Genomic DNA, 20,337 nt, shown 5'->3' on the forward strand with positions numbered 1-20,337 from the left:
TCTGGGTGCTCGGCCCGTCCGGGGATTTGCCGAAAGCCCACCGGCGTCACAGAATTCCCCGGTGACCGATGCCCCCACCCCGGCCGGCGACACCGCCGAGGCTCCCGCCGCCGACGAACGCCGCGCCTCCACCCTCGAACTGTTCTTCGACCTGGTGTTCGTCTTCGCGTTCACCCAGGTCACCGCGATGCTCGCGGACAACGCCACCTTGCAGGGCCTGTCGCACGCGGTGCTGCTGCTGATGGCGATGTGGTGGGCGTGGGGCTCCTACTCCTGGCTCACCAACGCCGTCTCCACCGACTACCTGCTCCCCCGACTGGTGCTACTGGGCGCGATGGCCTCGTTCACGGTCGTGGCGCTGTCGGTTCCCCACGCGTTCGAGGCCTCCGCCGTCGCCTTCGCCGTCGGCAACCTGATCGTGGTCCTGCTGCACTCGGTGCTGTACGCCTCCGCCGGCGGGACGCTCAACCGCAGGGCGATCCTGCGCCTGGCGCCGACGAACCTCATCGGCGCGCTGGTGTTCCTGATCGCCGCCTTCGTGCCCACCGAGGTCCGTGCGTGGCTGTGGCTGCTCGCGGTGGCGATCTACTACGCCGGTCCCTACATCCGCAGCATGGAGGGGTTCAGCGTCCACCCCTCGCACCTCGCCGAGCGCCACCACCTGATCGTGATCATCGCCTTCGGGGAGTCGATCATCGCGATCGGCGTCGGCGCGACCGCCGACGGCTCCAGCCTCACCGGGCTCGAACTCGCCGCGGGCCTGATGACCATCGTGCTCGTGTGCGCCATGTGGTGGCGCTATTTCGACTCCGAGGCCGAGCGGGGCGAGCACGCCCTGGTCGAGGCGCGGGGCCTCGCCCGCGCGCACCTCGCGCGCGACGCCTTCAGCTACCTGCACATGCCGCTGGTCGGGTCGATCGTGCTGATGGCGGTCGGCATCAAGAAGACCGTCGGGCATCCCGAGACCTACCTCAAGCCGCTTCCGGCGATCCTGCTGTGCGGTGGCGCGGCGCTGTTCCTGCTCGTGCTCGCCGCGATCCGGCTGCGGCGCCACGAGCGGGTCGGCTGGTCCACCCCCGCGGGGATCGTGTGGTGCCTGGCGGTCACACCCGTCGCCATGTACGGCTCTGGGCTGGCCGCCATGGCCGCCCTGGCCGTCGGCTACGTCACGATCGTGGTCGTCGACATGCGCGCGAAGTACCGGGGTTTCTAGAGCAGCGACACGACGGCGTCGGCGAACCTCTCGGCGGCGCCGTCGTGGTGTGCGAGGAACAGTGACGGCTCGGTCAGCTCCAGCTCCAGCAGCGTCGGTTCGCCGTCCTCGCCCGGGATGAGGTCGACCCGCGCGTACAGCGCGGACTCGGCCCCGCCGGGGATGGCGGCGAGGACCTTCCGCGCGGTGGCCAGTTCGGCCGCCGACGGCTCGCGCGGGGTGATCTCCTCGATGAGGTAGAGGCCGGTGGCATCGAGCTGGTTGCCGTTGAGCAGCGCGCCCTTGCGGATGGCGTGGCTGAACTCGCCGCGGAAGAACAGCAGGGCCGTCTCGCCGGCGGTGTCGACCGCCGAGAGGTACGGCTGGACCATCGCGGTCCGCCCCGCGCTGTGCATGCGCGCGACGTGGGCGCCGGCGTTGGCGCGCTTCTGCGGCCAGGAGAGGTCGTAGCGCTCGGTGTCCTGGCTGCCCGCCGAGACGGTCGGTTTGACGACCCAGACGCCCTCGGAAGCCAGGCGCGGCACCTCGCCGGGGGCGTACCAGTCGGTGGGGGTGGTCGTGACGCCCGCATCGGCGAGTTCGGCGAGGTAGCGCTTGTCGGTGTTCCACTCGATCAGCGACGCCGGGTTCGCCAGGCGCGGGACCTCGCGGGCCCAGGCGACGAACTCCCGGTAGTGGGACGGGTAGTCCCAGGTGTTGCGCACGACCGTCAGGTCGAAGGCGTCCCAGTCCACCGACGGGTCGTTCCAGACGGCGGCGGTCACGGTCACCCCGCGCGCGGCGAGCGGCTCGATGAGCAGCCTGTCGTCGGCGTCGAGTCCGGGGATCTGCGCGCAGGTGGCCAGCGCGATGTGAGTAGATCTCGGCACGTGCGGACCCTACCCGACTCAGATCAGGAAGGTGTCCACGGCGAGGGCCACGAACAGCAGCGTCAGGTAGGTCGTCGACCAGTGGAACAGCCGCATCGGCTTGAGGTCCTCGTCGCGGCGGGCACGTGCGTACATGCGGTGCGCTTCGAGGCAGAACAGGCCGCCGGTGACCAGGGCGACACCCGCGTACAGCGGCGTCGCGGCCAGGGGCCACAGGACCAGCGAGGACGCCAGGGTCAGCCACGCGTAGATGACCGACTCGAGCCCCACCCGGCGCAGGGTCGCCACGACCGGGAGCATCGGGATGCCGACGGCGGCGTAGTCGTCGCGGTACTTGACCGCCAGCGCCCAGAAGTGCGGCGGCTGCCAGAAGAAGACGACCGCGAACAGCACCCACGCCTCCCAGCTCAGGTCGCCGGTGATGGCGGCCCAGCCGATGAGGACCGGCGCCGCGCCGCAGACCCCGCCGAGGACGGTGTTCTGCGCGGTGCGCCGCTTCAGCCACAGCGTGTAGACGAGGTCGTAGTAGGCGATCGCGCCGAGCGTCAGCAGCGCCGCGAGGGCGTTGGTCGTCGCCCAGATCAGCGCGACCGAGACCACCGCGAGCACCAGGCCGAAGACCAGCGCGTTGCGCGGCGAGACGGTGTGCTGCGGCAGCGGCCGGCGCGAGGTCCGGCGCATCAGCTGGTCGATGTCGCGGTCGATGTAGCAGTTCAGCGCGTTGGCGGCACCCGCCGCGAGCGCGCCGCCGATGACGACGGTCAGCACGACGCCCAGCGACGGCAGGCCGTCGTGGTGGAGGCGCGCCGCCAGCATCATCGCCGGCACCGTGGTGATCAGGAGCAGCTCGACGATGCGCAGCTTCATCAGCGAGGCGTACGCCGCGATGACCCCCTTGGCCGACGTCCGCTCCTGGCCGGTGGGCTCGGTGGCGGTGGACGGCGACGGGTCCGTGGCGGTACCAGCAGCGGGCTCGGCGCTGGCGACGGGCGGATCGGAGAGGAGACTCATCCGGAGGCCGCCGGGTTCAGCCGTGACATGTCTACGCATCGTAGAGGAGAGTATGTGGGACGCCGCGCGGTGGCGGCGATGGGGGCCGGTCGATGTCGCCCACCACATGTTCCGAGGTGCTCACCCCGTCCACCGAACGGCCCTGTGAGCGCCCCCGCGTGGCCTGAAACACCCATCCCGGGGCGGTACTAAGGGATAGGTTCACGGCGGGCGGTGGTTCTATAGGAAACGTCGGCGGCAATAATTACCACCGCGTCGCCGGGGGTGCACCCGGCCTGTCCGTCAAAATGAAGGAGCTAGCGCTGTGTCCGAGCCCCGCCTCGACTGGTCCGAACTCGACTCACGCGCGGTGGACACCGCCAGGGTGCTCGCCGCGGACGCGGTGGAGAAGGCGACGAACGGCCACCCGGGTACGGCGATGAGCCTCGCGCCCGCCGCCTACCTCCTGTTCCAGAAGGTGATGCGCCACGACCCGAGCGACGCCGACTGGACCGGTCGCGACCGCTTCGTTCTCTCCTGTGGACACTCCAGCCTCACCCTGTACGTGCAGCTCTACCTCGCGGGCTACGGCCTCGAACTCGAGGACCTCAAGTCGCTGCGCCAGTGGGGCTCGCTGACCCCCGGCCACCCCGAGCACGGGCACACCAGGGGCGTCGAGGTCACCACCGGCCCCCTCGGGCAGGGTCTCGCCAACGCCGTGGGCATGGCGATGGCCGCCCGCCGCGAGCGCGGCCTGTTCGACCCGGAGGCCCCGCAGGGCGAGTCGCCCTTCGACCACAGCATTTTCGTCCTCTGCTCCGACGGTGACATCGAGGAGGGCGTGACCCACGAGGCGAGCGCGCTCGCCGGGGTTCAGCAGCTGGGCAACCTGGTCGTCATCTACGACGAGAACCAGATCTCCATCGAGGACGACACCCGCATCGCCCTGTCGGAGGACGTCAGCGCGCGCTACGCCGCCTACGGCTGGCACACGCAGACCGTCGACTGGCGCGCGGGCGGCGAGTACCACGAGGACATCGAGCAGCTCTACGCCGCGATCGCGGCCGCCAAGGCCGTCACCGACAAGCCGTCCTTCATCGCGCTGAAGACCATCATCGGCTGGCCGGCCCCGAACAAGCAGAACACCGGCGGCGCCCACGGCTCGGCGCTCGGTGCCGAAGAGGTCGCCGCCACCAAGCGCGTCCTCGGCTTCGACCCGGAGAAGTCCTTCGACGTCGACGACGCCGTCCTGGCCCACGTCCGCAGCGTCGGCGAGCGCGGCAAGAGCGCCCGCGCCGAGTGGCAGAAGGCGGTCGACGCGTGGTCGCAGGCCAACCCCGAGCGCGCCTCGGAGTTCGCCCGCATCTCGGCCCGCACCCTCCCCGGTGGCTGGACCGACGCGCTGCCGGAGTTCCCCGCCGACGCCAAGGGCGTGGCGACGCGCGTGGCGTCGGGCAAGGTGCTGTCAGCGCTGGCGCCGGTGCTGCCCGAGCTCTGGGGCGGTTCGGCCGACCTCGCCGGCAGCAACAACACCACGATGGACGGTGAGGCGTCGTTCCTGCCCGAGGACCGCTCGACCAAGAAGTTCCCCGGCAACCCCTACGGGCGCACCCTGCACTTCGGGATCCGCGAGCACGCGATGGGCTCGATCCTCAACGGCATCACGCTGCACGGCGGGACCCGCCCCTACGGCGGCACCTTCCTGGTCTTCAGCGACTACATGCGCCCGGCCGTTCGCCTGGCGGCGCTGATGAAGCAGCCGGTCGTCTACGTCTGGACGCACGACTCGATCGGCCTCGGCGAGGACGGCCCGACGCACCAGCCGGTCGAGCACCTCTCGACGCTGCGCGCGATCCCCGGCCTCGACGTGGTTCGTCCCGCCGACGCCAACGAGACCGTGTGGGCGTGGCGCAAGGCACTGGAGCACACCGACCGGCCGACCGCCCTGGCGCTGAGCCGCCAGAACCTGCCGACCTTCGACCGCACCGAGTTCGCCCCGGCCGAGAACACGGCCAAGGGCGCCTACGTCCTGGCCGAGGCCGAGGGCGGCACACCGCAGGTCATCCTGATGGCCACCGGCTCCGAGGTCAGCCTCGCCGTCGACGCCCGCGCCGCGCTCCAGGCCGAGGGCATCGCCACCCGCGTGGTGTCGGTCCCCTGCCGCGAGTGGTTCGACGAGCAGGACGAGGCCTACCGCGCCGAGGTCCTGCCGAAGTCGGTGAAGGCGCGCGTGAGCGTCGAGGCCGGCATCGCGATGTCGTGGCGCGACCTGATCGGCGACGCCGGCGAGGCCGTCAGCCTCGAACACTTCGGCGCCAGCGCTCCCTACCAGAAGATCTTCGAGGAGTTCGGCTTCACCGTCGACAACGTCGTGGCCGCGGCCAAGCGGAGCCTGGCGAAAGCTCAGGACTGACCGGGCCATTCGAGACAAAGGATTACCGCCATGACCCAGAACAGCAACGACAGGCTCGGTGCGCTCTCCGCCGCCGGCGTGGCCGTATGGCTCGACGACCTGTCCCGCGAGCGGATCAACACCGGCAACCTGGACGCGCTGCGCCGTGAGCAGCACGTCGTCGGCGTGACCACGAACCCGTCGATCTTCGCCAACGCCCTGTCCAAGGGAGAGGCCTACGCCGAGCAGCTGGCCGACCTCGCGCGCCGCAAGGTGACCGTCGACGAGGCCGCTCGCTCGCTGACGACCTTCGACGTGCGCGCCGCCTGCGACGTGCTCCGTCCCGTCTACGACGGCACCGACGGCGTCGACGGCCGCGTGTCCATCGAGGTCGACCCCCGTCTGGCCTTCGACACCGAGTCGACCGTTGCCGAGGCGAAGGCCCTGTGGTGGGCCGTTGACCGCCCGAACCTGTACATCAAGATCCCGGCGACCGTCGAAGGCCTTCCGGCGATCAGCGCGGTCCTCGCCGAGGGCATCAGCGTCAACGTGACCCTGATCTTCGGGCTCGACCGGTACAAGGCCGTCATGGACGCGTTCTTCACCGGCCTCGAGGGCGCCAAGGCCAACGGGCACGACCTGTCGAAGATCGAGTCGGTGGCGTCGTTCTTCGTGTCCCGAGTGGACACCGAGATCGACAAGCGCCTCGAGAAGCTCGGTGGCGAGGAAGCCCTCGCGCTGCGCGGCAAGGCCGCCGTGGCCAACGCCCGCCTGGCCTACCAGGCCTACGAAGAGGCCTTCGGCGGTTCCCGCTGGCAGGCCCTCGCCGACGCGGGCGCCCGCCCGCAGCGTCCCCTGTGGGCGTCGACCGGCGTGAAGAACCCCGACTACTCCGACGTCCTCTACGTCGAGGAACTCGTCGCCCCCGGCATCGTCAACACGATGCCCGAGGCGACCCTGCGCGCCTTCGAAGACCACGGCGAGACCCGCGGCGACACCGTCACGGGCACCTACGCCGAGTCGCGCGAAATCCTCGACGCGCTCGCCGCCGCCGGGATCGACTACGACGACGTCATCGCCGTCCTGGAGCGTGAGGGCGTGGAGAAGTTCGAGGTGAGCTGGAACGAACTTCTGGCCACGATCACGTCCGAGATGGACAAGGTCGGCTAGTAATAAGAGTTCACAGACCAACTGCATACGAACAAGATGAGGTGAACGCGGTGATACGCATGGAGGCTGCCGGGGGGCTGGCGGTTACCACCACAGTGGACACGTCAGCGAGCCGGGCTCAGCTGATCGCCGACGACACCCCCGCCCGCCTGGCCGCCAAGGACTCCACACTGTGGGGTCCGGCGGCCGAGGCGGAGGCGGCGGTACGACTCGGCTGGGTGGACACGCACGAACGCAGCCGGGATCTCGTACCCCGCCTGGCTGACCTGCGCAGCAAGCTGCGGGACAAGGGACTCACCCGCGTGGTGCTGGCCGGGATGGGCGGCTCCTCGCTGGCGCCCGAGGTCATCACCCGCACCCTGGACGTCCCGCTGACGGTCCTCGACACCACCGACCCGGGCCAGATCCTGGCCGCGCTGGGCGAGGACCTGGAGAACACCGTGGTGGTGGTCTCCAGCAAGTCCGGCGGGACGGTCGAGACCGACAGCCACCGCCGCGCCTTCTGGCAGGCCTTCGAGGACCACGGCCTGTCCGACGTCGGCGGCCGTTTCGTCATCGTCACCGACCCCGGCTCGCCGCTGGAGGCCACCGGCCGCGAGATGGGCGCCGAGGTCATCCTCGCCGACCCCGACGTCGGCGGGCGCTACTCGGCACTGACCGCGTTCGGCCTGGTGCCCTCGGCACTGGCCGGCGTCGACATCGCCGAACTGCTCGACCAGGCGGAGGACTTCGCCGAGTCGATCACCGACGAGAAGGACAACCCGGCGCTGGCGCTGGGCGCGGCGCTCGCCTCGGCGAAGACCGTGACCATCGCGCCGGACGGCTCCGGCATCGTCGGCCTCGGCGACTGGGCCGAGCAGCTGATCGCCGAGTCGACCGGCAAGGACGGCCTCGGGATCCTGCCCGTGGTCGTCGACTCGCCCTCCTCCCCCGGATTCGACGGCCGAGACGTGCTGCCCGTGACCGTCGGCGGCTCCGCTGTCGGCAACCTCTCCAGCAGCGGGCACCTGGAACTGGCGGCCGTGGCCGTCAACGGGCCTCTCGGCGCGCAGTTCCTCGCCTGGGAGCTGGCCACCGCCTACGCCGGCAAGCTGATCGGGATCGATCCGTTCAACCAGCCGAACGTGACGGAGAGCAAGAACAACACCAACGCCATCCTCGAAGGGGGCCTGCCCGACGAGGAGCCGTCCTTCACCGAGGGCGACGTCGAGGTCTACGGCGGCGAGGGCGACACGCTCGCCTCGGTGCTGCGCAACCTCATCGGCTCGATCGGCGACGAGGGCTACCTCGCGGTCATGGCCTACCTCGACCGGGTCGGCGACGCCCCGGCCGAAGGGCTGCGCGACCTGCTCGCCGTCGTGACACCGGCCCCCGTCACCTTCGGGTGGGGTCCGCGATTCCTGCACTCGACCGGGCAGTTCCACAAGGGCGGCCGGCTCACCGGCGCGTTCCTCCAGATCACCGGGGCCGTCCGCGACGACCTCGACGTGCCCGGCCGGCCCTACACCTTCGGCGACCTCCAGGCCGCGCAGGCCGCCGGGGACCGCCAGGCGATCGACAAGCGCTCGCGCCCGCTGCTGCGACTCCACCTCACCGACCGGAGCGCCGGGATCGGCCAGATCGTCGCCGCCGTCAAGGAGAGCACGACATGACCGTCCCCAATCCGCTTCGCGATCCGCAGGACCGGCGGCTCCCGCGGATCCCCGAGCCCTGCGCGCTGGTGATCTTCGGGGTCACCGGCGACCTGGCCCGCAAGAAGCTGATCCCGGCCGTCTACGACCTCGCCAACCGAGGGCTGCTGCCGGCGGCCTTCGTGATCCTCGGCTTCGCCCGCCGCGACTGGGGCGACGGCGACTTCGAGGACCTCGCGCGCGAGGCCGCCAAGAAGCACGCGCGTACGCCGTGGCGTGAAGAGGTGTGGACGCGCCTGGCTGGCAACTTCAAGTTCGTCGGCGGCTCCTTCGACGACGACGAGGCCTTCGACACGCTGTCGTCGACCCTCGACGACCTGCGTGCCTCGCACGCGATCCAGGGCAACGCGGCCTTCTACTTCTCGATCCCGCCGGGCGCGTTCCCGCTGGTCCTGAAGCAGCTGGAGCGCACCGGCGCGGCCGACAACACCGCCAGCGGCGGGTGGCGGCGCGTCGTCGTGGAGAAGCCCTTCGGCAACGACCTCGAGTCGGCGCGCGAGCTCGACGACCTCGTCGACGACGTGTTCACCGGCGAGGACGTCTACCGGATCGACCACTACCTGGGCAAGGAGACCGTCCAGAACATCCTGGCACTGCGCTTCGCCAACGCGCTGTTCGAGCCGGTGTGGAACTCCAACTACGTCGACTCGGTGCAGATCACCATGGCCGAGGACGTCGGGATCGGGTCCCGCGCGGGCTTCTACGACAGCGCGGGCGCGGCCCGCGACGTGCTCCAGAACCACCTCCTGCAGCTCCTGGCGCTGACCGCGATGGAGGAGCCCGTCGGATACTCCCCCGACGAGATCCGCACCGAGAAGCTGAAGGTGCTGCGCGCGATCACGCTGCCGCAGGACCTGGAGACCTTCGCTGTGCGCGGCCAGTACTCCGAGGGCTGGGTCGCCGGCGAGAGGGTCGACGGCTACCTGTCGGAGGACAACATCCCGGCCGGCTCGACCACCGAGACCTATGTGGGCGTCAAACTCGGCATCCAGAACCGCCGGTGGGCGGGTGTGCCGTTCTACCTGCGGACGGGCAAGCGCCTGCCGCGCCGGGTCACCGAGATCGCGGTGCTGTTCAAGAAGGCGCCGCACCTGCCGTTCCACGCCTACGACACCGAGACGCTCGGCCACAACCAGCTCGTCATCCGGGTGCAGCCCGACGAGGGCGTCACGGTGAAGTTCGGGTCGAAGGTCCCGGGCACCGGCATGGAGCTGCGCGACATCTCCATGGACTTCCTCTACGGCGAGGCTTTCACCGAGTCGAGCCCCGAGGCCTACGAGCGCCTCATCCGCGACGTGCTCATCGGCGACAAGACCCTCTTCCCCGACGCCGCCGAGGTCGAGGCGAGCTGGGCGGTCATCGACCCGTTGGAGGCGTTCTGGGCGGGCCGCAAGCCGCACCAGTACGCCGCGGGCGGCTGGGGTCCGGCCGCCGCCGACGAGATGCTCGCCCGCGACGGCCGCACCTGGCGCCGTGCCTGACGTTTCAAGGAGACAGTTGTGATCGCGTTGTGGGACACCACCGCCACCGATGTCGTCAAGGCCCTGGCCTCCGAGCGGCACAGCTCCGGAGGCCTCACCAGCGGGCTGGCGCTCAACCTGGTGGTGATCGTCGACGAGAAGGGCGAGCGCGAGGCCGAGGCGGCTCTCACGCACGCCGCCCAGCAGCACCCGTGCCGTCTGCTCATCGTGGTCCGCCGCGACAGTGAGCAGACCGCGCCGCGTCTGGACGCCGAGATCGTCGTGGGGGGCCGCCTCGGTCCCTGCGAGGCCGTCGTGATGCGCGTGTACGGGCCGCTGGTGGAGCACGCCGAGTCGGTGGTCATGCCGCTTCTGGCGCCGGACGTGCCGGTGGTGACGTGCTGGTTCGTGTCTCCACCGGTGCACACCGCGGCCGACCCGCTGGGCGCGTTCGCCGATCGCCGGATCACCTACAGCGCGCGTTCGGCGGACCCGATCGCGTCGCTGCGCGGCCGGGCGGTGGACTACTCGCCGGGCGACACCGACATCTCGTGGACCCGGATCACCTTCTGGCGGTCGCTGATCGCCAGTGCCTTCGACACCGCGACGGCTCCGGCCGCGTCGGTGACGATCACCGCGAAGCAGACCGACCCGAGCGCCGTACTGATGTCGGGCTGGCTGGCCGGCCGGCTGGGGATCAAGCCGACGATCGACGACACCGACGTGGTCCGCGACAGCGAGCACCTGCCGGCGATCAAGGCGGTGGCGATCACGCTGGAGAACGGCCACGAGATCGCCATCACCCGTGACGAGGGCGGTAACACGCTGCTTCGCCGGACGGGCTTCCCCGACCGGACGCAGTCCATCAAGGGCCGCACGCTGGGTGAGCTGCTCGCCGAGGAGCTGCGCCACCTCGACCCCGACCAGCCCTACGAGGCCGCGCTGGGGCAGTGCACGGGACGACTGGACCTGTGCGCCGACGCCGAGAGCGCCGCGGCATGAGTTCGTCCAGTGTGGTCGTCCACCGTGACGCCGAGGTTCTGGCGCAGGCGGTCGCCGCGCGTCTGATCGTGCGGCTGATCGACGCGCAGGCGAACCGCGGTTCGGCCTCGGTGGTGCTTACCGGCGGGCGGATCGCGGCGCGCATCCACGCGGCGGTGCGCGACAGCGCCGCGCGGGACGCCGTCGACTGGTCGGCGGTGGACTTCTGGTGGGGGGACGAGCGTTTCCTCGCCGCCGGTGATCCCGAGCGCAACGAGACGCAGGCACGCGAGTCGATGCTCGACGCCCTGCCGGTCGATCCGGCTCGCGTGCACGCGATGCCGGCCGTCGACGGTCCCGACGGCGACGACCCGGAGGCCGCGGCGGCGCGTTACGCGGCCGAGCTGGCCGATCGCGCCACGGGTGATCTGGATCTGCCGACCTTCGACGTGGTGATGCTCGGGGTCGGCGAGGACGGGCACGTCGCCTCGGTCTTCCCCGGTCATCCGGCCGTCTACGACGAGCGCAACGTGGTGGCCGTGCGTGGCGCCCCGAAGCCGCCGCCGGTGCGGATCTCGCTGACCCAGCGGGCGATCAACACCGGGCGCGAGGTGTGGTTGTTCGGTTCGGGCTTCGGCAAGTCCGGTCCGGTGAAGCTCGCCCTGTCGGGCGGCGGTCCGGTGCAGATACCGGCCGCCGGTGTGCACGGCACCTCGGCGACGCGGTGGCTGCTGGACGCCGACGCGGCGATCGAGCTGCCGCAGAGGTTCCACAGCCTCAACAAGTGACGTACACGGAAGGGCGCTCCTCTCTTTAGAGGAGCGCCCTTCTGCGTGTCACGAGCGCGGTCACCGCGCCGATGAGCGCCACCGGGTAGCCGAAGGAGCCGGGGACGTCCCCGGGGACGGCAGCGGCAACGGCGAGCGCGAGGGTGGCGACGGCGAGGCCCTTGACGACCCAGGTTCCGCGCAGCACGTTCCAGCCGAAGCGCCGCACGTCCGGTGAGGTGCGCAGGAGCCGGACGGCCGGTTGCAGCCAGCACGCGAGGACGGCCACGGCCGAGAAGACCACTCGGCTGGTGTGGTCGATGGGGTCGTCACCGAAGAGCGATGCGAGCCAGAACAGCGTGAGGACCAGTCCGGCGATGCCGAGGTTGCGCACCGGTCCCCACGAGGTGAAGACGGCCAGTTCGCGCAGGCGGCCGGCGGTGTTGCGGCGGTGCGGGTCGAGGCGCAGGGCGCGGGCGAAGTGCGCGGCGCCGATCCGGTCGCGGTCGGCGTGGTACTCGAACTCGCCGTAGGCGTGCCAGGTGTTGGCGTCGTTGGGATCGAGGCGGACGGCCTCCTCGAACACCGCGCGGGCGGCCGCGCGGTCCTTGAACTCGCCGTGGATCATCGCGAGGATGCGGTGCGCGTCGGGTTCGCCCGGGTCGAGGCGGACCGCCTCGGCGGCCGCGGCGCGGCCCTCGCCGAGCAGGTGCCAGGAGTCGGCCCGCCGGTGCAGGGCCAGGGTCGACCGCGCGAACTCGAAGTGCGTGCGCCAGGTGCCCGGGCGCAAGGCGACGCCTTCGCGTGCGGCGGCGAGGGCCTCTTCGAGACGGCCGAGCTGTAGCAGCGCGTCACAGCGCTGTAGGTGCGCGGCGGCCGGATCGTGCCACAGGACGACGGCGCGCTCGGCGGCGGCGAGCGCCTCGGTGTGCTCACCGAGTTTGTTGAGCGCGAAGGCCAGGGACAGCCAGGCGCCGCCGTTGTCGGGGTCGGTGGTCACGGCCTGGACGGCGTATTCGCGGGCCTCGGCGGGGCGGCCGGCGTCGAGGAGGGCGTCGGCGCGGCGCTCGGCGAGGTCGTCGCTCACCGGCCGGCCCGTCCGGTGCGGGGGTTTACCACTTGCGTTGCTTCTTCATGTAGGCGACGAGGTCGTCGTAGACGCCGCCCTCGTTGGCGAACATGGCGACGTTGCGGGCGGTCTCGAACCAGGGGCCGGTGCTGGGTCTGACCTCGGTGAGGGCGGCGGTGAGGTCGCGCATCTCGATCATGCGGACCTCTCCGGCGCGGATGGAGTCGAGGATGGCCTTCTCGGCGGCGGTGTCGCACAGGTGGACCAGGTCGGCACCGGAGAAGCCGTCGGTGGCCGCGACTACGGAGGGGAGGTCGATGCCGGCGATGGGGCGGTCGGCGAGCGCCGAGCGGAGCAGCGCCTCGCGGGCCGGGGCGTCGGGCGGGAGGACGAGGAGGGTCCGGTCGAGGCGGCCGGGGCGGCGCAGGGCGCTGTCGATGTCCCAGGGGTGGTTGGTGGCGGCGAGGACGAAGACGCCGTCGTTGTCGGCGGCGACGGAGTCGAGCTCGGTGAGCAGCTGGGTGACGGTGTTGCGGATGCCGGAGGCGTGCATGCGTGCGCGTTTGCCGCCGAGGCCGTCGAGTTCGTCGAAGAAGAGGACGCAGGGCTTGTCGCGGCGCGCGGCGGCGAAGATCTCGGCGAGGCTCTTCTCGCTGTTGCCGATCCACATGTCGAGAACGTCGGCGATGGACACGCTCATGAAGCGGGCGCCGAGTTCGCCGGCGACGGCACGGGCGATGAAGGTCTTGCCGCAGCCGGGCGGGCCGTAGAGGAGCAGTCCGCCGCGCAGGCTCTTGCCGAACAGGCGGCGCAGCTTCTCGTTGCGCATGGGGGCCAGGAAGGCCGCGTGGAGGCGTTCCTTGACCTGCTCCATGCCCGCGACGTCGGACAGGCGGACGGTCTCGCCGCCGGTGTCGGCGAGTTCCTCGCCGGGGCCCGCGCCGCCTTCGGTGAAGGGCTGCGGGATCGCACCGAACTCCTCTTCGGCGCGGCTCCAGTCGAAGCGCCCTTCGCCGGGACCGGTCGCGGGTGCGCCGGTGGGCCCGGGTTCGGTGTCGCCGCCGAGGACGCGGGCCATCAGCGCGCGTGCCTCGCCCGAACCGGGCTCGCGCTGGAGCACGGCTCCGATGTGGGCGGTCGCCTCGTCGGGGCGTCCGGCCGCCAGCAGCCGCTCGGCGACGTGGAGGCGCAGCGGCACGTCGTCGGGGGCCGCATCGACGGCGGCCAGGAGGCTGCGGAGCAGGGGCGAGTCGGGGGTGCTCATGGTGATCGAGGATAGGCGTCCGGCGCGTCCCGGACATCGGACGGAGGGTCAGTCGGCGACCGCGGGGAACCCTGGATCCGGGGCGGGAGTCACGTCCGGTGTGGAGGGTCGTCGGTGCCCGCCAGGCCGCGCAGGAGCCGCAGGAGGCCGGCGTGGTCACCGGCTTCGGCGAAGAACCGGCGGTCGACCGCCTCGACGACCTCGACGACCCTGGGCGTGAGTTCGGCGCCCGCCTCGGTGAGCTCCGGCCGCTTCATGCGGGTGTCGGCCTCGTCGGCGACGCGCGTCAGCAGGCCCTTGGCCTCCAGCCTCCGCACGACCTGGGAGGTCATCTTCACGTCGGTGCCGGCCGCCCGCGCCAGCCGGAGCTGGTTGGGGCGCTCGCCTCGGCCGTGCAGCCACCACGTCGTGGCGAGGAGCACGAACTGCACGTGGGTGAGGTCGTGCGGGGCGAGGGCGGCGGCGATGTCGCGCTGCCAGCGCAGGGTCGCGTGCCACAGCAGGAATCCCGGGCTGTCGCCGGGACCGGCGGTCACCGCTCCCCCGCGGCGGCCAGTGCGGCGAGACGGCTCATCGCCTCGGGCATCCCGGCGGCGATGCCGCGTCCGATGACGCGCCGGAACAGCCAGGCGAGCGGGCCGTCGAAGGTAACGGTGTGGGTGAAGCGGGCACCGCGCCCGTGCGGTTCGACGTCGTGGGCGAAGGTCAGCCGGGTCAGCGGGAGGCGGGCCACGTCGGTGAAGGACCGCTGCGGTGTGACCTCGGTGAGCTCGAAGTGGACGCGCGGGCCACCGATGGGCTTGAGCGTGCCGGTCGTGCCGGCGGAGAAGGGCCCGTCGACGGTGACCTCGGCGGTGTCGGGATCCCAGCGCGGCCACGAGGGCGGGTCGGCGTAGTGCTCCCACAGCCGCGCCGGTGTGGCGGTGGTGGTCTCGGTGTGCGAAAAGGTCCACATGGGAGGCTCCGAGGCTCGAATGGTCTTCGCAGAGACTATCTTCGCGAAGACTGACTGTCGAGTGCCGTTCGGTTACCAAGGGGTAGCGCAGGCCTTCCAATTGCTCCTAACATGACCCTCAGCCATCCATACCGGACAGTTGCGCCGACCCGGCGTACACGGTCCCTTCCGAGAAAGAGGATCGACATGCGATCGACAAGGCTCGTACTCCTCTCCCTCTTAAGCGGCGCGCTCCTGGCGGCGACCCCGTCGGTGGCGTCCGCCGGCGACACCGGCGCCTCCCCCACCTCCCACGACGGCGCGGTCTCGGCCTCGCAGCAGTCGGACGTCACCGAGTTCTGGACCGCCGAGCGCATGCGCCAGGCCGAACCGCTCGACGTCATCACGGTCGACGCGGTACCCGGCACGTCGACCGCGGTTCCCGAGGGCTCCCCGCGGACCATCGCCCCGATGTCCCCGACCAACGGCGGCAGCGCCTGGACCGGCGGCGGAGCGGCGGTCAAGACATCCGGCCGCGTCTTCTTCACCTACGGCGGGCGCACCGCCTCCTGCTCCGGCAACGCCGTCACCAGCGCCAACAAGAGCACCGTCATGACGGCCGGCCACTGCGTGAAGCTCGACGGCGCCTGGCACACCGACTGGGTCTTCGTGCCCGGCTACAACAACGGCAACCGCCCCTACGGCACGTGGACGGCCCGTCAGACGCTGTCGACGCCACAGTGGACGGCCAGCGAGGACATCAACTTCGACATCGGCGCGGCCGTGGTCAACCAGCTCAACGGCCAGTACCTGACCGACGTGGTCGGCTCGCAGGGCATCGCCTTCAACCAGCCCCGGGGCGAGCAGGTCTACGACTTCGGCTTCCCGGCGGCCTCCCCCTACAACGGGGAGACCCTGATCTACTGCAGCGGCCGGACCATCAACGACTTCCTGCTGAGCAACGGCATCGGCCTGGCCTGCAACATGACCGGCGGTTCCAGCGGCGGCCCGTGGTTTCGGACCTTCAACGAGGCCACCGGAGTCGGCGTGCAGACCTCGGTGAACAGCTTCAAGTACAACTTCCTGCCGACCTACATGTTCGGGCCGTACTTCGGCACCGACGCGCAGAACCTGTACGGCTCGGCCCAGTCCGCCTGAGCCTGACTCCTCCACGGCGGTGGGGCCCGACTCTGCCGGGCCCCACCGCTCATTCGCCTCCGGCCGGTTCCACGCGCAGGATGTCGCCCGGCGCGCAGTCGAGGGCGTCGCACAAGGCCGTGAGCGTCGAGAAGCGGATCGCCCTGGCCCGACCGTTCTTGAGCACCGAGAGGTTGGCCAGGGTCAGGTCGACCCTTTTGGACAGTTCGGTGAGGGTCATGCCTCGGGCGGCGAGCACTTCATCGAGGTGAACGCTGACGCGGTGCTCGGGATCGACCATCACACGAGACCGTCCAGGTCCCTGCGCATCGCGATGCCGCGGGAGAAGACCGAGGCGATCGCCAGCAGTGCGACACCGACGGCGAACCAGACCCACGGCAACCCGAAGACGAGATCCCTGAGGGAGTACGGCGCCCATACCCACATCTCGTCGTCCGCGGTGACGTTCTGCGTCGGGGAGGCCAGGAGCGCCAGACCGTGCCCGGCGCGCTCGACCGAGCCCGCCAGAAAGCCGCCGACGGCCGCGATCCAACCGGCACGGCGCAGGCGTCGGGCGGTGTCGGAGTGGAAGGGGTCGGTGCGGCGGGCGTGTCGCACGATGTCGCGCAGGAGGAAGAGCAGGACCGTGGCCAGGGCAAGGCTCGGCAGCCAGGTGAGCACGTCGAAGATCTGCATCCGCACACCTTCGGGGTTGCCCAGCCGAACCTCCCTCACCGGGCCTCCGTCGGCCGGAAACTCGTAACCGAGTCCGGCTTCGTCGCCTTCGACGCGCCCGGTGATGTACCCGAGCGGGTTGTCGTCGTCGCTGAGGCGGGCGTACACACTCGCGGTGGCGGTGAGCACCACCGCGAGGGCTCCCAGCACCGATAGAACCGTCAGCCCTCTTTGAAGTCGCCGCAGCCAGTCCGGCGACGGCAACGGGCCCGCATCGACCCGGGCCGCCGTGTCAGCACTCATGTCCACTCTCCGAATATCGTTTATCGATGTGTCGATTATCGATAACTATATCGGCGCCGTCAAGCCCGCCACGCACGGGACGTGAAGCCGTTGCCAGGATTGAGGCATGCCGAGAACCAAGGACATCGACGAGAGCGCCGAGACCGCGGCCTCTCCGTCCACCGTGTACGCGCTGCTCCGGGACGGCTCGACCTGGCCGGCCTGGTCCCCCATCGATTCCTTCGAACTCGCCGAACCCGCCACCGACGAGCCCGAGGGCGTCGGCGCCGTCCGGCACTTCCGCACCGGCGGCGTCGACAGCCGCGACCAGATCGTGGAGCTCCTGCCCGACCGGCGCTTCAGCCACACCCTCGTCGACGGACCGCCCCTCAACGACTACCGCGCCGACATCGACATCACGCCACTGCCCGGCGGCTGCCGCATCCGCTGGCACGCCACCTACACCGCCGGCCGCTTCGGCACAGGGTGGTTCCGCCACCGCAGACTGCGCGAATCCATCGCCGCCAGTGTGCGCGGACTGGCCGCGCACGCGGCCCGCGTCGAGCACTGAACACGCACAAGGCTCCGCGGGTGGTGACGGCCGTCACCACCCGCGGAGCCTAAAAAAATAACCCTGCTACTCCCCGCGCCGTCGGCGCAGGTTGGCCAGGGCCTCCTCTAGCAGAGCCGCGCCGTCGGCCTCGGAGCGTCGCTCCATGACGTAGGCGATGTGTGTCTTGAAGGGTTTCGCGTGCGGCTTGTCCGGAGGAGCCTCACGGTCGGGTCCCGAAGGGAGCCCGCACCTCGTGCAGTCCCAGGTTTCCGGTGGTTGGACGTCCATGGCGAACGACGGACGGGTCTCATGATCGTTCGCACACCAGTAACTGATGAACTGCCGCGGTGCCGGTTCTCCACGTTCGATGAACCTTGCCGGTCCGGAGCCGATCCGGGTACCACGAATGGCGTTGCCACTTGCCACGTTCCGCTCCTGTCACAGGGGGGCTGCTGTGCGGGGCGCACTGCCGGAAGACAGCGAAGACGCAGTATGCACAATGCGCGCGGCCCGAATTGGGGCCGCGCGCATGAGTCTAAGATGATTCGCGCTCAGATGGAAGACCTCAGCTACCGCCGGACTTGAGCAGTACACCGAAGGCCACAATGCACGCGAGCCACAGGATGCCGATGACGACCGTGATGCGGTCCAGGTTCTTCTCCGCGACCGACGAGCCGCTCAGGTTGGAGGAGACACCGCCACCGAACATGCTGGAGAGACCACCGCCCTTGCCCTTGTGCAGCAAGACGAGCACGATCAGCAGCACACTGGTGAGCATCAGGCCGCCGACGAGCGAGTAGGCCAACATGTAGTCAGTTCCTTCCTTAGGCACGATCCGAGCCAGCTTAGCCGACGAACGCGGGACAGGATAGCCGTGGGCAGGGGGTTGATCGCGGGCGGTCGGCACCCTGTCGGCGCCACCTCTGCGCCCAGTGTGACGCGTGAGGGCCCTGGTGCCGCCGAGGCCCGCGCGCACGGTGATCCCCAAGAGCGCCGAGGGGTCCGGTGAGGCGCCGGAACCTCCGCTAGGCCACCGTTGCGACACCGAGCGCCGAAACGCCCGCCATGCCGAACTGAGGGTGCATCACGGCCCCGCGCACGTTCCTCCCCATCAGCTGCACGGCCTTGCCCCAACTGATCGGGACCGTCGGCGCCTCACGGGCGATGCGCTCGTCGAGCTCGCCCCACAGGCTGTACTGCTCGGCGAGGTCCGGCTCCTGCGAGGCCTGGTCGATGAGGGTGTTGATCTCGGTGACGTTGAGCTGCGCGAGGTTCAGGTTGCTCCCGTCGACGATCGAGTCGCCGTGGTAGAGCGTCGGGATCGTCCCGGAGCCGTTGGGCCAGTCGGCGACCCAGGCGGCCAGCGTGAGATCGCCCTGCTTCCCGGTCTGCTGGATCGTCGGGAAGTACTCGTCGGCCGGGATGGGGTTGGCCTTCACCTTGATCCCGAGCTTGCCGTAGGTGTCGACGATGGTCTGCGCCGCCCGCTTCAGCTGCGGAGTGTCGGCGTGGTCGAGGGTCAGGCGGTCGGGGCATTCCTCGGTCCACAGCTCGCGCGCCCGCTCGAGGTCACCGTCGGGGTTGTCCTTGGCCCGGTAGACGTCGAACTCGCGATAGGCCGGCGACTGGGGCGAGATCATCGTCGAGGCGTAGTCGCCGAAGACCGTGCCCCCGTAGACACTGAGGAACTTGCGCCGGTCGAAGGCGTAGACCAGCGCCTGCCGGCACGACAGGTCGTCGACCTTGGCGGTGTTGATGGCCAGGTAGCGCACCGAGTTCGTGTACCCGGTCAGCGCCTGGGCGTACAGCGCCGGGTCGGCCAGGACCTGCTGGATGAAGTTCGCCGGGACGTTCGAGCCGAGGAACACCGCGTTGTCGTACTCGCGGTCCCCGGCGAGCATCCGCTGCGTCGCCGCCTCACGGTCGATCCCGTACCGCACCTCGATGCGATCGGGGTAGGCCGGCCGAGCCGGGTCGGTCGTGGCGTCCCAGTAGGCGTTGCGGCCCAGGATGAGCCGGCCCGGCTGGCCGTTGTCCGGGTCGGGCGCCTTGCCCTCGACGATCTTGTACGGGCCGTTGGCCAGCGGACTGCGGTCGAAGGCGCTCTCCTTCTCGACGCCCAGCGGCCGCACCGGCGAGAACACCGGCAGCGTCAGCATGTACGGGAAGTCGCCGACCGCGTGCTTGAGATGGAAGCGCACCGTCCAGTCGTCGGCGCACTCGACCGCGCCGAAGTCGGCGTCGGGCTGCGTGTACGGGCCGGTGTAGTCCTCGTCGACGTCGAGGACCTGCCGCGGATAGGTCGGACCGCCCTGCACGACCGCCTCGGCGCCGTTGCGCGCGTCGAAGGACCGAGCCACACCGTGCCGCACCTGCTCACAGGTGATCTCCTGCCCGTCCTCCCACTTGAGGCCGCGCCGGAGACTGAACTCCCAGGTGCGGTTGTCGTCGGAGGGCCGGCCGAGGTCGGTGGCCAGATCGGGCGTCAACTCGGGCTCGGCGCCCGGCGCGACCTTCATCGTCACCAGCGTGCGGTAGATCAGCGTGCTCAGGTTGAGCTGGTTGAGGACGTAGACCTCTTGCGGGTCGAGGGTGTCGTAGAACGGGGCCTCGTCGAGCAGGACCAGCGTCCCGCCCTTTACCGGCGGGCTGGAGATGCCCTCGGCCGGCGGCGGTTCCTCGGCGGTGCAGGCGACGCCCGAGGCGGCGACCGCCAGCGCGATGACCCCGGCGGCGACCGCCCGCCGGGCGGCCCTGCGTCGTGGGGTGAAGCCGGACTCGGGCATCGTCGGAGATCCATCTGTCGGGGGCAGGCATAGGGATCGGTCGATGGTAACCGACTGATCCCCATGCGTCGCTCGATGAAACTCTCTTGATATTCAACCGTATT

At 70.5% G+C, this 20,337-nt stretch carries 20 protein-coding genes; 9 read left to right on the forward strand and 11 right to left on the reverse strand.

Annotated elements, in window-relative coordinates:
- The first annotated feature begins 61 nt into the window (after positions 1-61).
- Entirely contained in the window at positions 62-1,213 is a 1,152-nt protein-coding gene (locus AB0I28_RS17905) for a low temperature requirement protein A (RefSeq protein ID WP_357494500.1), read from the forward strand.
- On the opposite strand, the gene AB0I28_RS17910 is transcribed toward AB0I28_RS17905, so the two are convergent.
- Both AB0I28_RS17910 and AB0I28_RS17915 read right to left on the reverse strand, forming a co-directional pair.
- Positions 1,210-2,082, reverse strand: a complete 873-nt coding sequence (locus AB0I28_RS17910; protein WP_357494501.1) for a hypothetical protein — start codon at positions 2,080-2,082, stop codon at positions 1,210-1,212. The two genes, AB0I28_RS17905 and AB0I28_RS17910, sit on opposite strands and share 4 nt — an antisense overlap.
- A gap of 18 nt (positions 2,083-2,100) precedes the next feature.
- Complete coding sequence (locus tag AB0I28_RS17915; RefSeq protein ID WP_357494503.1) at positions 2,101-3,132, reverse strand: heme o synthase; 1,032 nt, start codon at positions 3,130-3,132, stop codon at positions 2,101-2,103.
- A gap of 265 nt (positions 3,133-3,397) precedes the next feature.
- Here AB0I28_RS17915 and tkt point away from each other — a divergent pair, with 265 nt between their 5' ends.
- The 6 genes from tkt to pgl are packed head-to-tail and all read left to right on the forward strand — an operon-like array spanning position 3,398 to position 11,554.
- Positions 3,398-5,485, forward strand: a complete 2,088-nt coding sequence (gene tkt / locus AB0I28_RS17920) for a transketolase (protein WP_357494504.1) — start codon at positions 3,398-3,400, stop codon at positions 5,483-5,485.
- Between the two features lie 30 nt (positions 5,486-5,515).
- On the forward strand, positions 5,516-6,634 hold the full coding sequence (gene tal, locus AB0I28_RS17925) for a transaldolase (protein ID WP_357494505.1): 1,119 nt from the start codon (positions 5,516-5,518) through the stop codon (positions 6,632-6,634).
- A gap of 41 nt (positions 6,635-6,675) precedes the next feature.
- Complete coding sequence (locus tag AB0I28_RS17930) at positions 6,676-8,286, forward strand: glucose-6-phosphate isomerase (protein WP_357494507.1); 1,611 nt, start codon at positions 6,676-6,678, stop codon at positions 8,284-8,286.
- Complete coding sequence (gene zwf / locus AB0I28_RS17935) at positions 8,283-9,806, forward strand: glucose-6-phosphate dehydrogenase (protein ID WP_357494509.1); 1,524 nt, start codon at positions 8,283-8,285, stop codon at positions 9,804-9,806. Before AB0I28_RS17930 ends, zwf begins: the two co-directional genes overlap by 4 nt.
- Positions 9,807-9,824: 18 nt before the next feature.
- Positions 9,825-10,787 (forward strand): glucose-6-phosphate dehydrogenase assembly protein OpcA, encoded by a 963-nt coding sequence (locus tag AB0I28_RS17940; RefSeq protein ID WP_357494511.1) that lies wholly within the window; start codon positions 9,825-9,827, stop codon positions 10,785-10,787.
- Positions 10,784-11,554 (forward strand): 6-phosphogluconolactonase, encoded by a 771-nt coding sequence (gene pgl / locus AB0I28_RS17945; protein WP_357494513.1) that lies wholly within the window; start codon positions 10,784-10,786, stop codon positions 11,552-11,554. The genes AB0I28_RS17940 and pgl overlap by 4 nt, the downstream gene beginning before the upstream one ends.
- Before the next feature lie 25 nt (positions 11,555-11,579).
- Here the strand turns inward: pgl and AB0I28_RS17950 are convergent, their stop codons facing one another.
- From AB0I28_RS17950 to AB0I28_RS17965, 4 genes are all read right to left on the reverse strand, one after another.
- Positions 11,580-12,620, reverse strand: a complete 1,041-nt coding sequence (locus AB0I28_RS17950) for a tetratricopeptide repeat protein (RefSeq protein ID WP_357494515.1) — start codon at positions 12,618-12,620, stop codon at positions 11,580-11,582.
- A gap of 25 nt (positions 12,621-12,645) precedes the next feature.
- Complete coding sequence (locus tag AB0I28_RS17955; RefSeq protein ID WP_357494517.1) at positions 12,646-13,866, reverse strand: tetratricopeptide repeat protein; 1,221 nt, start codon at positions 13,864-13,866, stop codon at positions 12,646-12,648.
- Positions 13,867-13,955: 89 nt separating this feature from the next.
- A complete protein-coding gene (locus AB0I28_RS17960) occupies positions 13,956-14,402 on the reverse strand; it encodes a MarR family transcriptional regulator (RefSeq protein ID WP_357494519.1) in 447 nt (148 codons plus the stop codon).
- Positions 14,399-14,821: an SRPBCC family protein gene (locus AB0I28_RS17965; protein ID WP_357494521.1), complete on the reverse strand. Its 423-nt coding sequence runs from the start codon at positions 14,819-14,821 to the stop codon at positions 14,399-14,401. The genes AB0I28_RS17960 and AB0I28_RS17965 overlap by 4 nt, the downstream gene beginning before the upstream one ends.
- Before the next feature lie 186 nt (positions 14,822-15,007).
- On the opposite strand from AB0I28_RS17965, the gene AB0I28_RS17970 reads away from it, so the two are divergent.
- Positions 15,008-15,958, forward strand: a complete 951-nt coding sequence (locus AB0I28_RS17970; RefSeq protein ID WP_357494523.1) for a peptidase — start codon at positions 15,008-15,010, stop codon at positions 15,956-15,958.
- 49 nt (positions 15,959-16,007) lie between these two features.
- Here AB0I28_RS17970 and AB0I28_RS17975 read toward each other — a convergent pair whose 3' ends face one another.
- Together AB0I28_RS17975 and AB0I28_RS17980 are read right to left on the reverse strand one after the other, a co-directional pair.
- Entirely contained in the window at positions 16,008-16,238 is a 231-nt protein-coding gene (locus AB0I28_RS17975; RefSeq protein ID WP_357494525.1) for a helix-turn-helix transcriptional regulator, read from the reverse strand.
- Positions 16,238-16,915: a DUF2975 domain-containing protein gene (locus tag AB0I28_RS17980; protein ID WP_357494527.1), complete on the reverse strand. Its 678-nt coding sequence runs from the start codon at positions 16,913-16,915 to the stop codon at positions 16,238-16,240. The genes AB0I28_RS17975 and AB0I28_RS17980 overlap by 1 nt, the downstream gene beginning before the upstream one ends.
- Positions 16,916-17,021: 106 nt before the next feature.
- On the opposite strand from AB0I28_RS17980, the gene AB0I28_RS17985 reads away from it, so the two are divergent.
- On the forward strand, positions 17,022-17,465 hold the full coding sequence (locus AB0I28_RS17985; protein WP_357494529.1) for an SRPBCC family protein: 444 nt from the start codon (positions 17,022-17,024) through the stop codon (positions 17,463-17,465).
- A gap of 66 nt (positions 17,466-17,531) precedes the next feature.
- On the opposite strand, the gene AB0I28_RS17990 is transcribed toward AB0I28_RS17985, so the two are convergent.
- From AB0I28_RS17990 to AB0I28_RS18000, 3 genes are all read right to left on the reverse strand, one after another.
- Entirely contained in the window at positions 17,532-17,873 is a 342-nt protein-coding gene (locus tag AB0I28_RS17990) for an RNA polymerase-binding protein RbpA (RefSeq protein ID WP_357494531.1), read from the reverse strand.
- 139 nt (positions 17,874-18,012) lie between these two features.
- Positions 18,013-18,255: a preprotein translocase subunit SecG gene (gene secG, locus AB0I28_RS17995; RefSeq protein WP_357494533.1), complete on the reverse strand. Its 243-nt coding sequence runs from the start codon at positions 18,253-18,255 to the stop codon at positions 18,013-18,015.
- Between the two features lie 217 nt (positions 18,256-18,472).
- Positions 18,473-20,233, reverse strand: coding sequence for an ABC transporter substrate-binding protein (locus AB0I28_RS18000; RefSeq protein ID WP_357494535.1), 1,761 nt, complete (start codon positions 20,231-20,233; stop codon positions 18,473-18,475).
- Positions 20,234-20,337 lie beyond the last annotated feature (104 nt).

Source organism: Phytomonospora sp. NPDC050363 (assembly GCF_040655735.1).
Lineage (GTDB): Bacteria > Actinomycetota > Actinomycetes > Mycobacteriales > Micromonosporaceae > Phytomonospora.

What these genes read in the sequence shown, in the direction of transcription:
- AB0I28_RS17915 (WP_357494503.1), bottom strand. Translation starts at nt 3,132, where the DNA reads ATGCGTAGACATGTCACGGCTGAACCCGGCGGCCTCCGGATGAGTCTC.
- tal (WP_357494505.1), top strand. Translation starts at nt 5,516, where the DNA reads ATGACCCAGAACAGCAACGACAGGCTCGGTGCGCTCTCCGCCGCCGGC.
- zwf (WP_357494509.1), top strand. Translation starts at nt 8,283, where the DNA reads ATGACCGTCCCCAATCCGCTTCGCGATCCGCAGGACCGGCGGCTCCCG.
- pgl (WP_357494513.1), top strand. Translation starts at nt 10,784, where the DNA reads ATGAGTTCGTCCAGTGTGGTCGTCCACCGTGACGCCGAGGTTCTGGCG.
- AB0I28_RS17955 (WP_357494517.1), bottom strand. Translation starts at nt 13,866, where the DNA reads ATGAGCACCCCCGACTCGCCCCTGCTCCGCAGCCTCCTGGCCGCCGTC.
- AB0I28_RS17965 (WP_357494521.1), bottom strand. Translation starts at nt 14,821, where the DNA reads ATGTGGACCTTTTCGCACACCGAGACCACCACCGCCACACCGGCGCGG.
- AB0I28_RS17970 (WP_357494523.1), top strand. Translation starts at nt 15,008, where the DNA reads ATGCGATCGACAAGGCTCGTACTCCTCTCCCTCTTAAGCGGCGCGCTC.
- AB0I28_RS17975 (WP_357494525.1), bottom strand. Translation starts at nt 16,238, where the DNA reads ATGGTCGATCCCGAGCACCGCGTCAGCGTTCACCTCGATGAAGTGCTC.
- AB0I28_RS17980 (WP_357494527.1), bottom strand. Translation starts at nt 16,915, where the DNA reads ATGAGTGCTGACACGGCGGCCCGGGTCGATGCGGGCCCGTTGCCGTCG.
- AB0I28_RS17985 (WP_357494529.1), top strand. Translation starts at nt 17,022, where the DNA reads ATGCCGAGAACCAAGGACATCGACGAGAGCGCCGAGACCGCGGCCTCT.
- secG (WP_357494533.1), bottom strand. Translation starts at nt 18,255, where the DNA reads ATGTTGGCCTACTCGCTCGTCGGCGGCCTGATGCTCACCAGTGTGCTG.
- AB0I28_RS18000 (WP_357494535.1), bottom strand. Translation starts at nt 20,233, where the DNA reads ATGCCCGAGTCCGGCTTCACCCCACGACGCAGGGCCGCCCGGCGGGCG.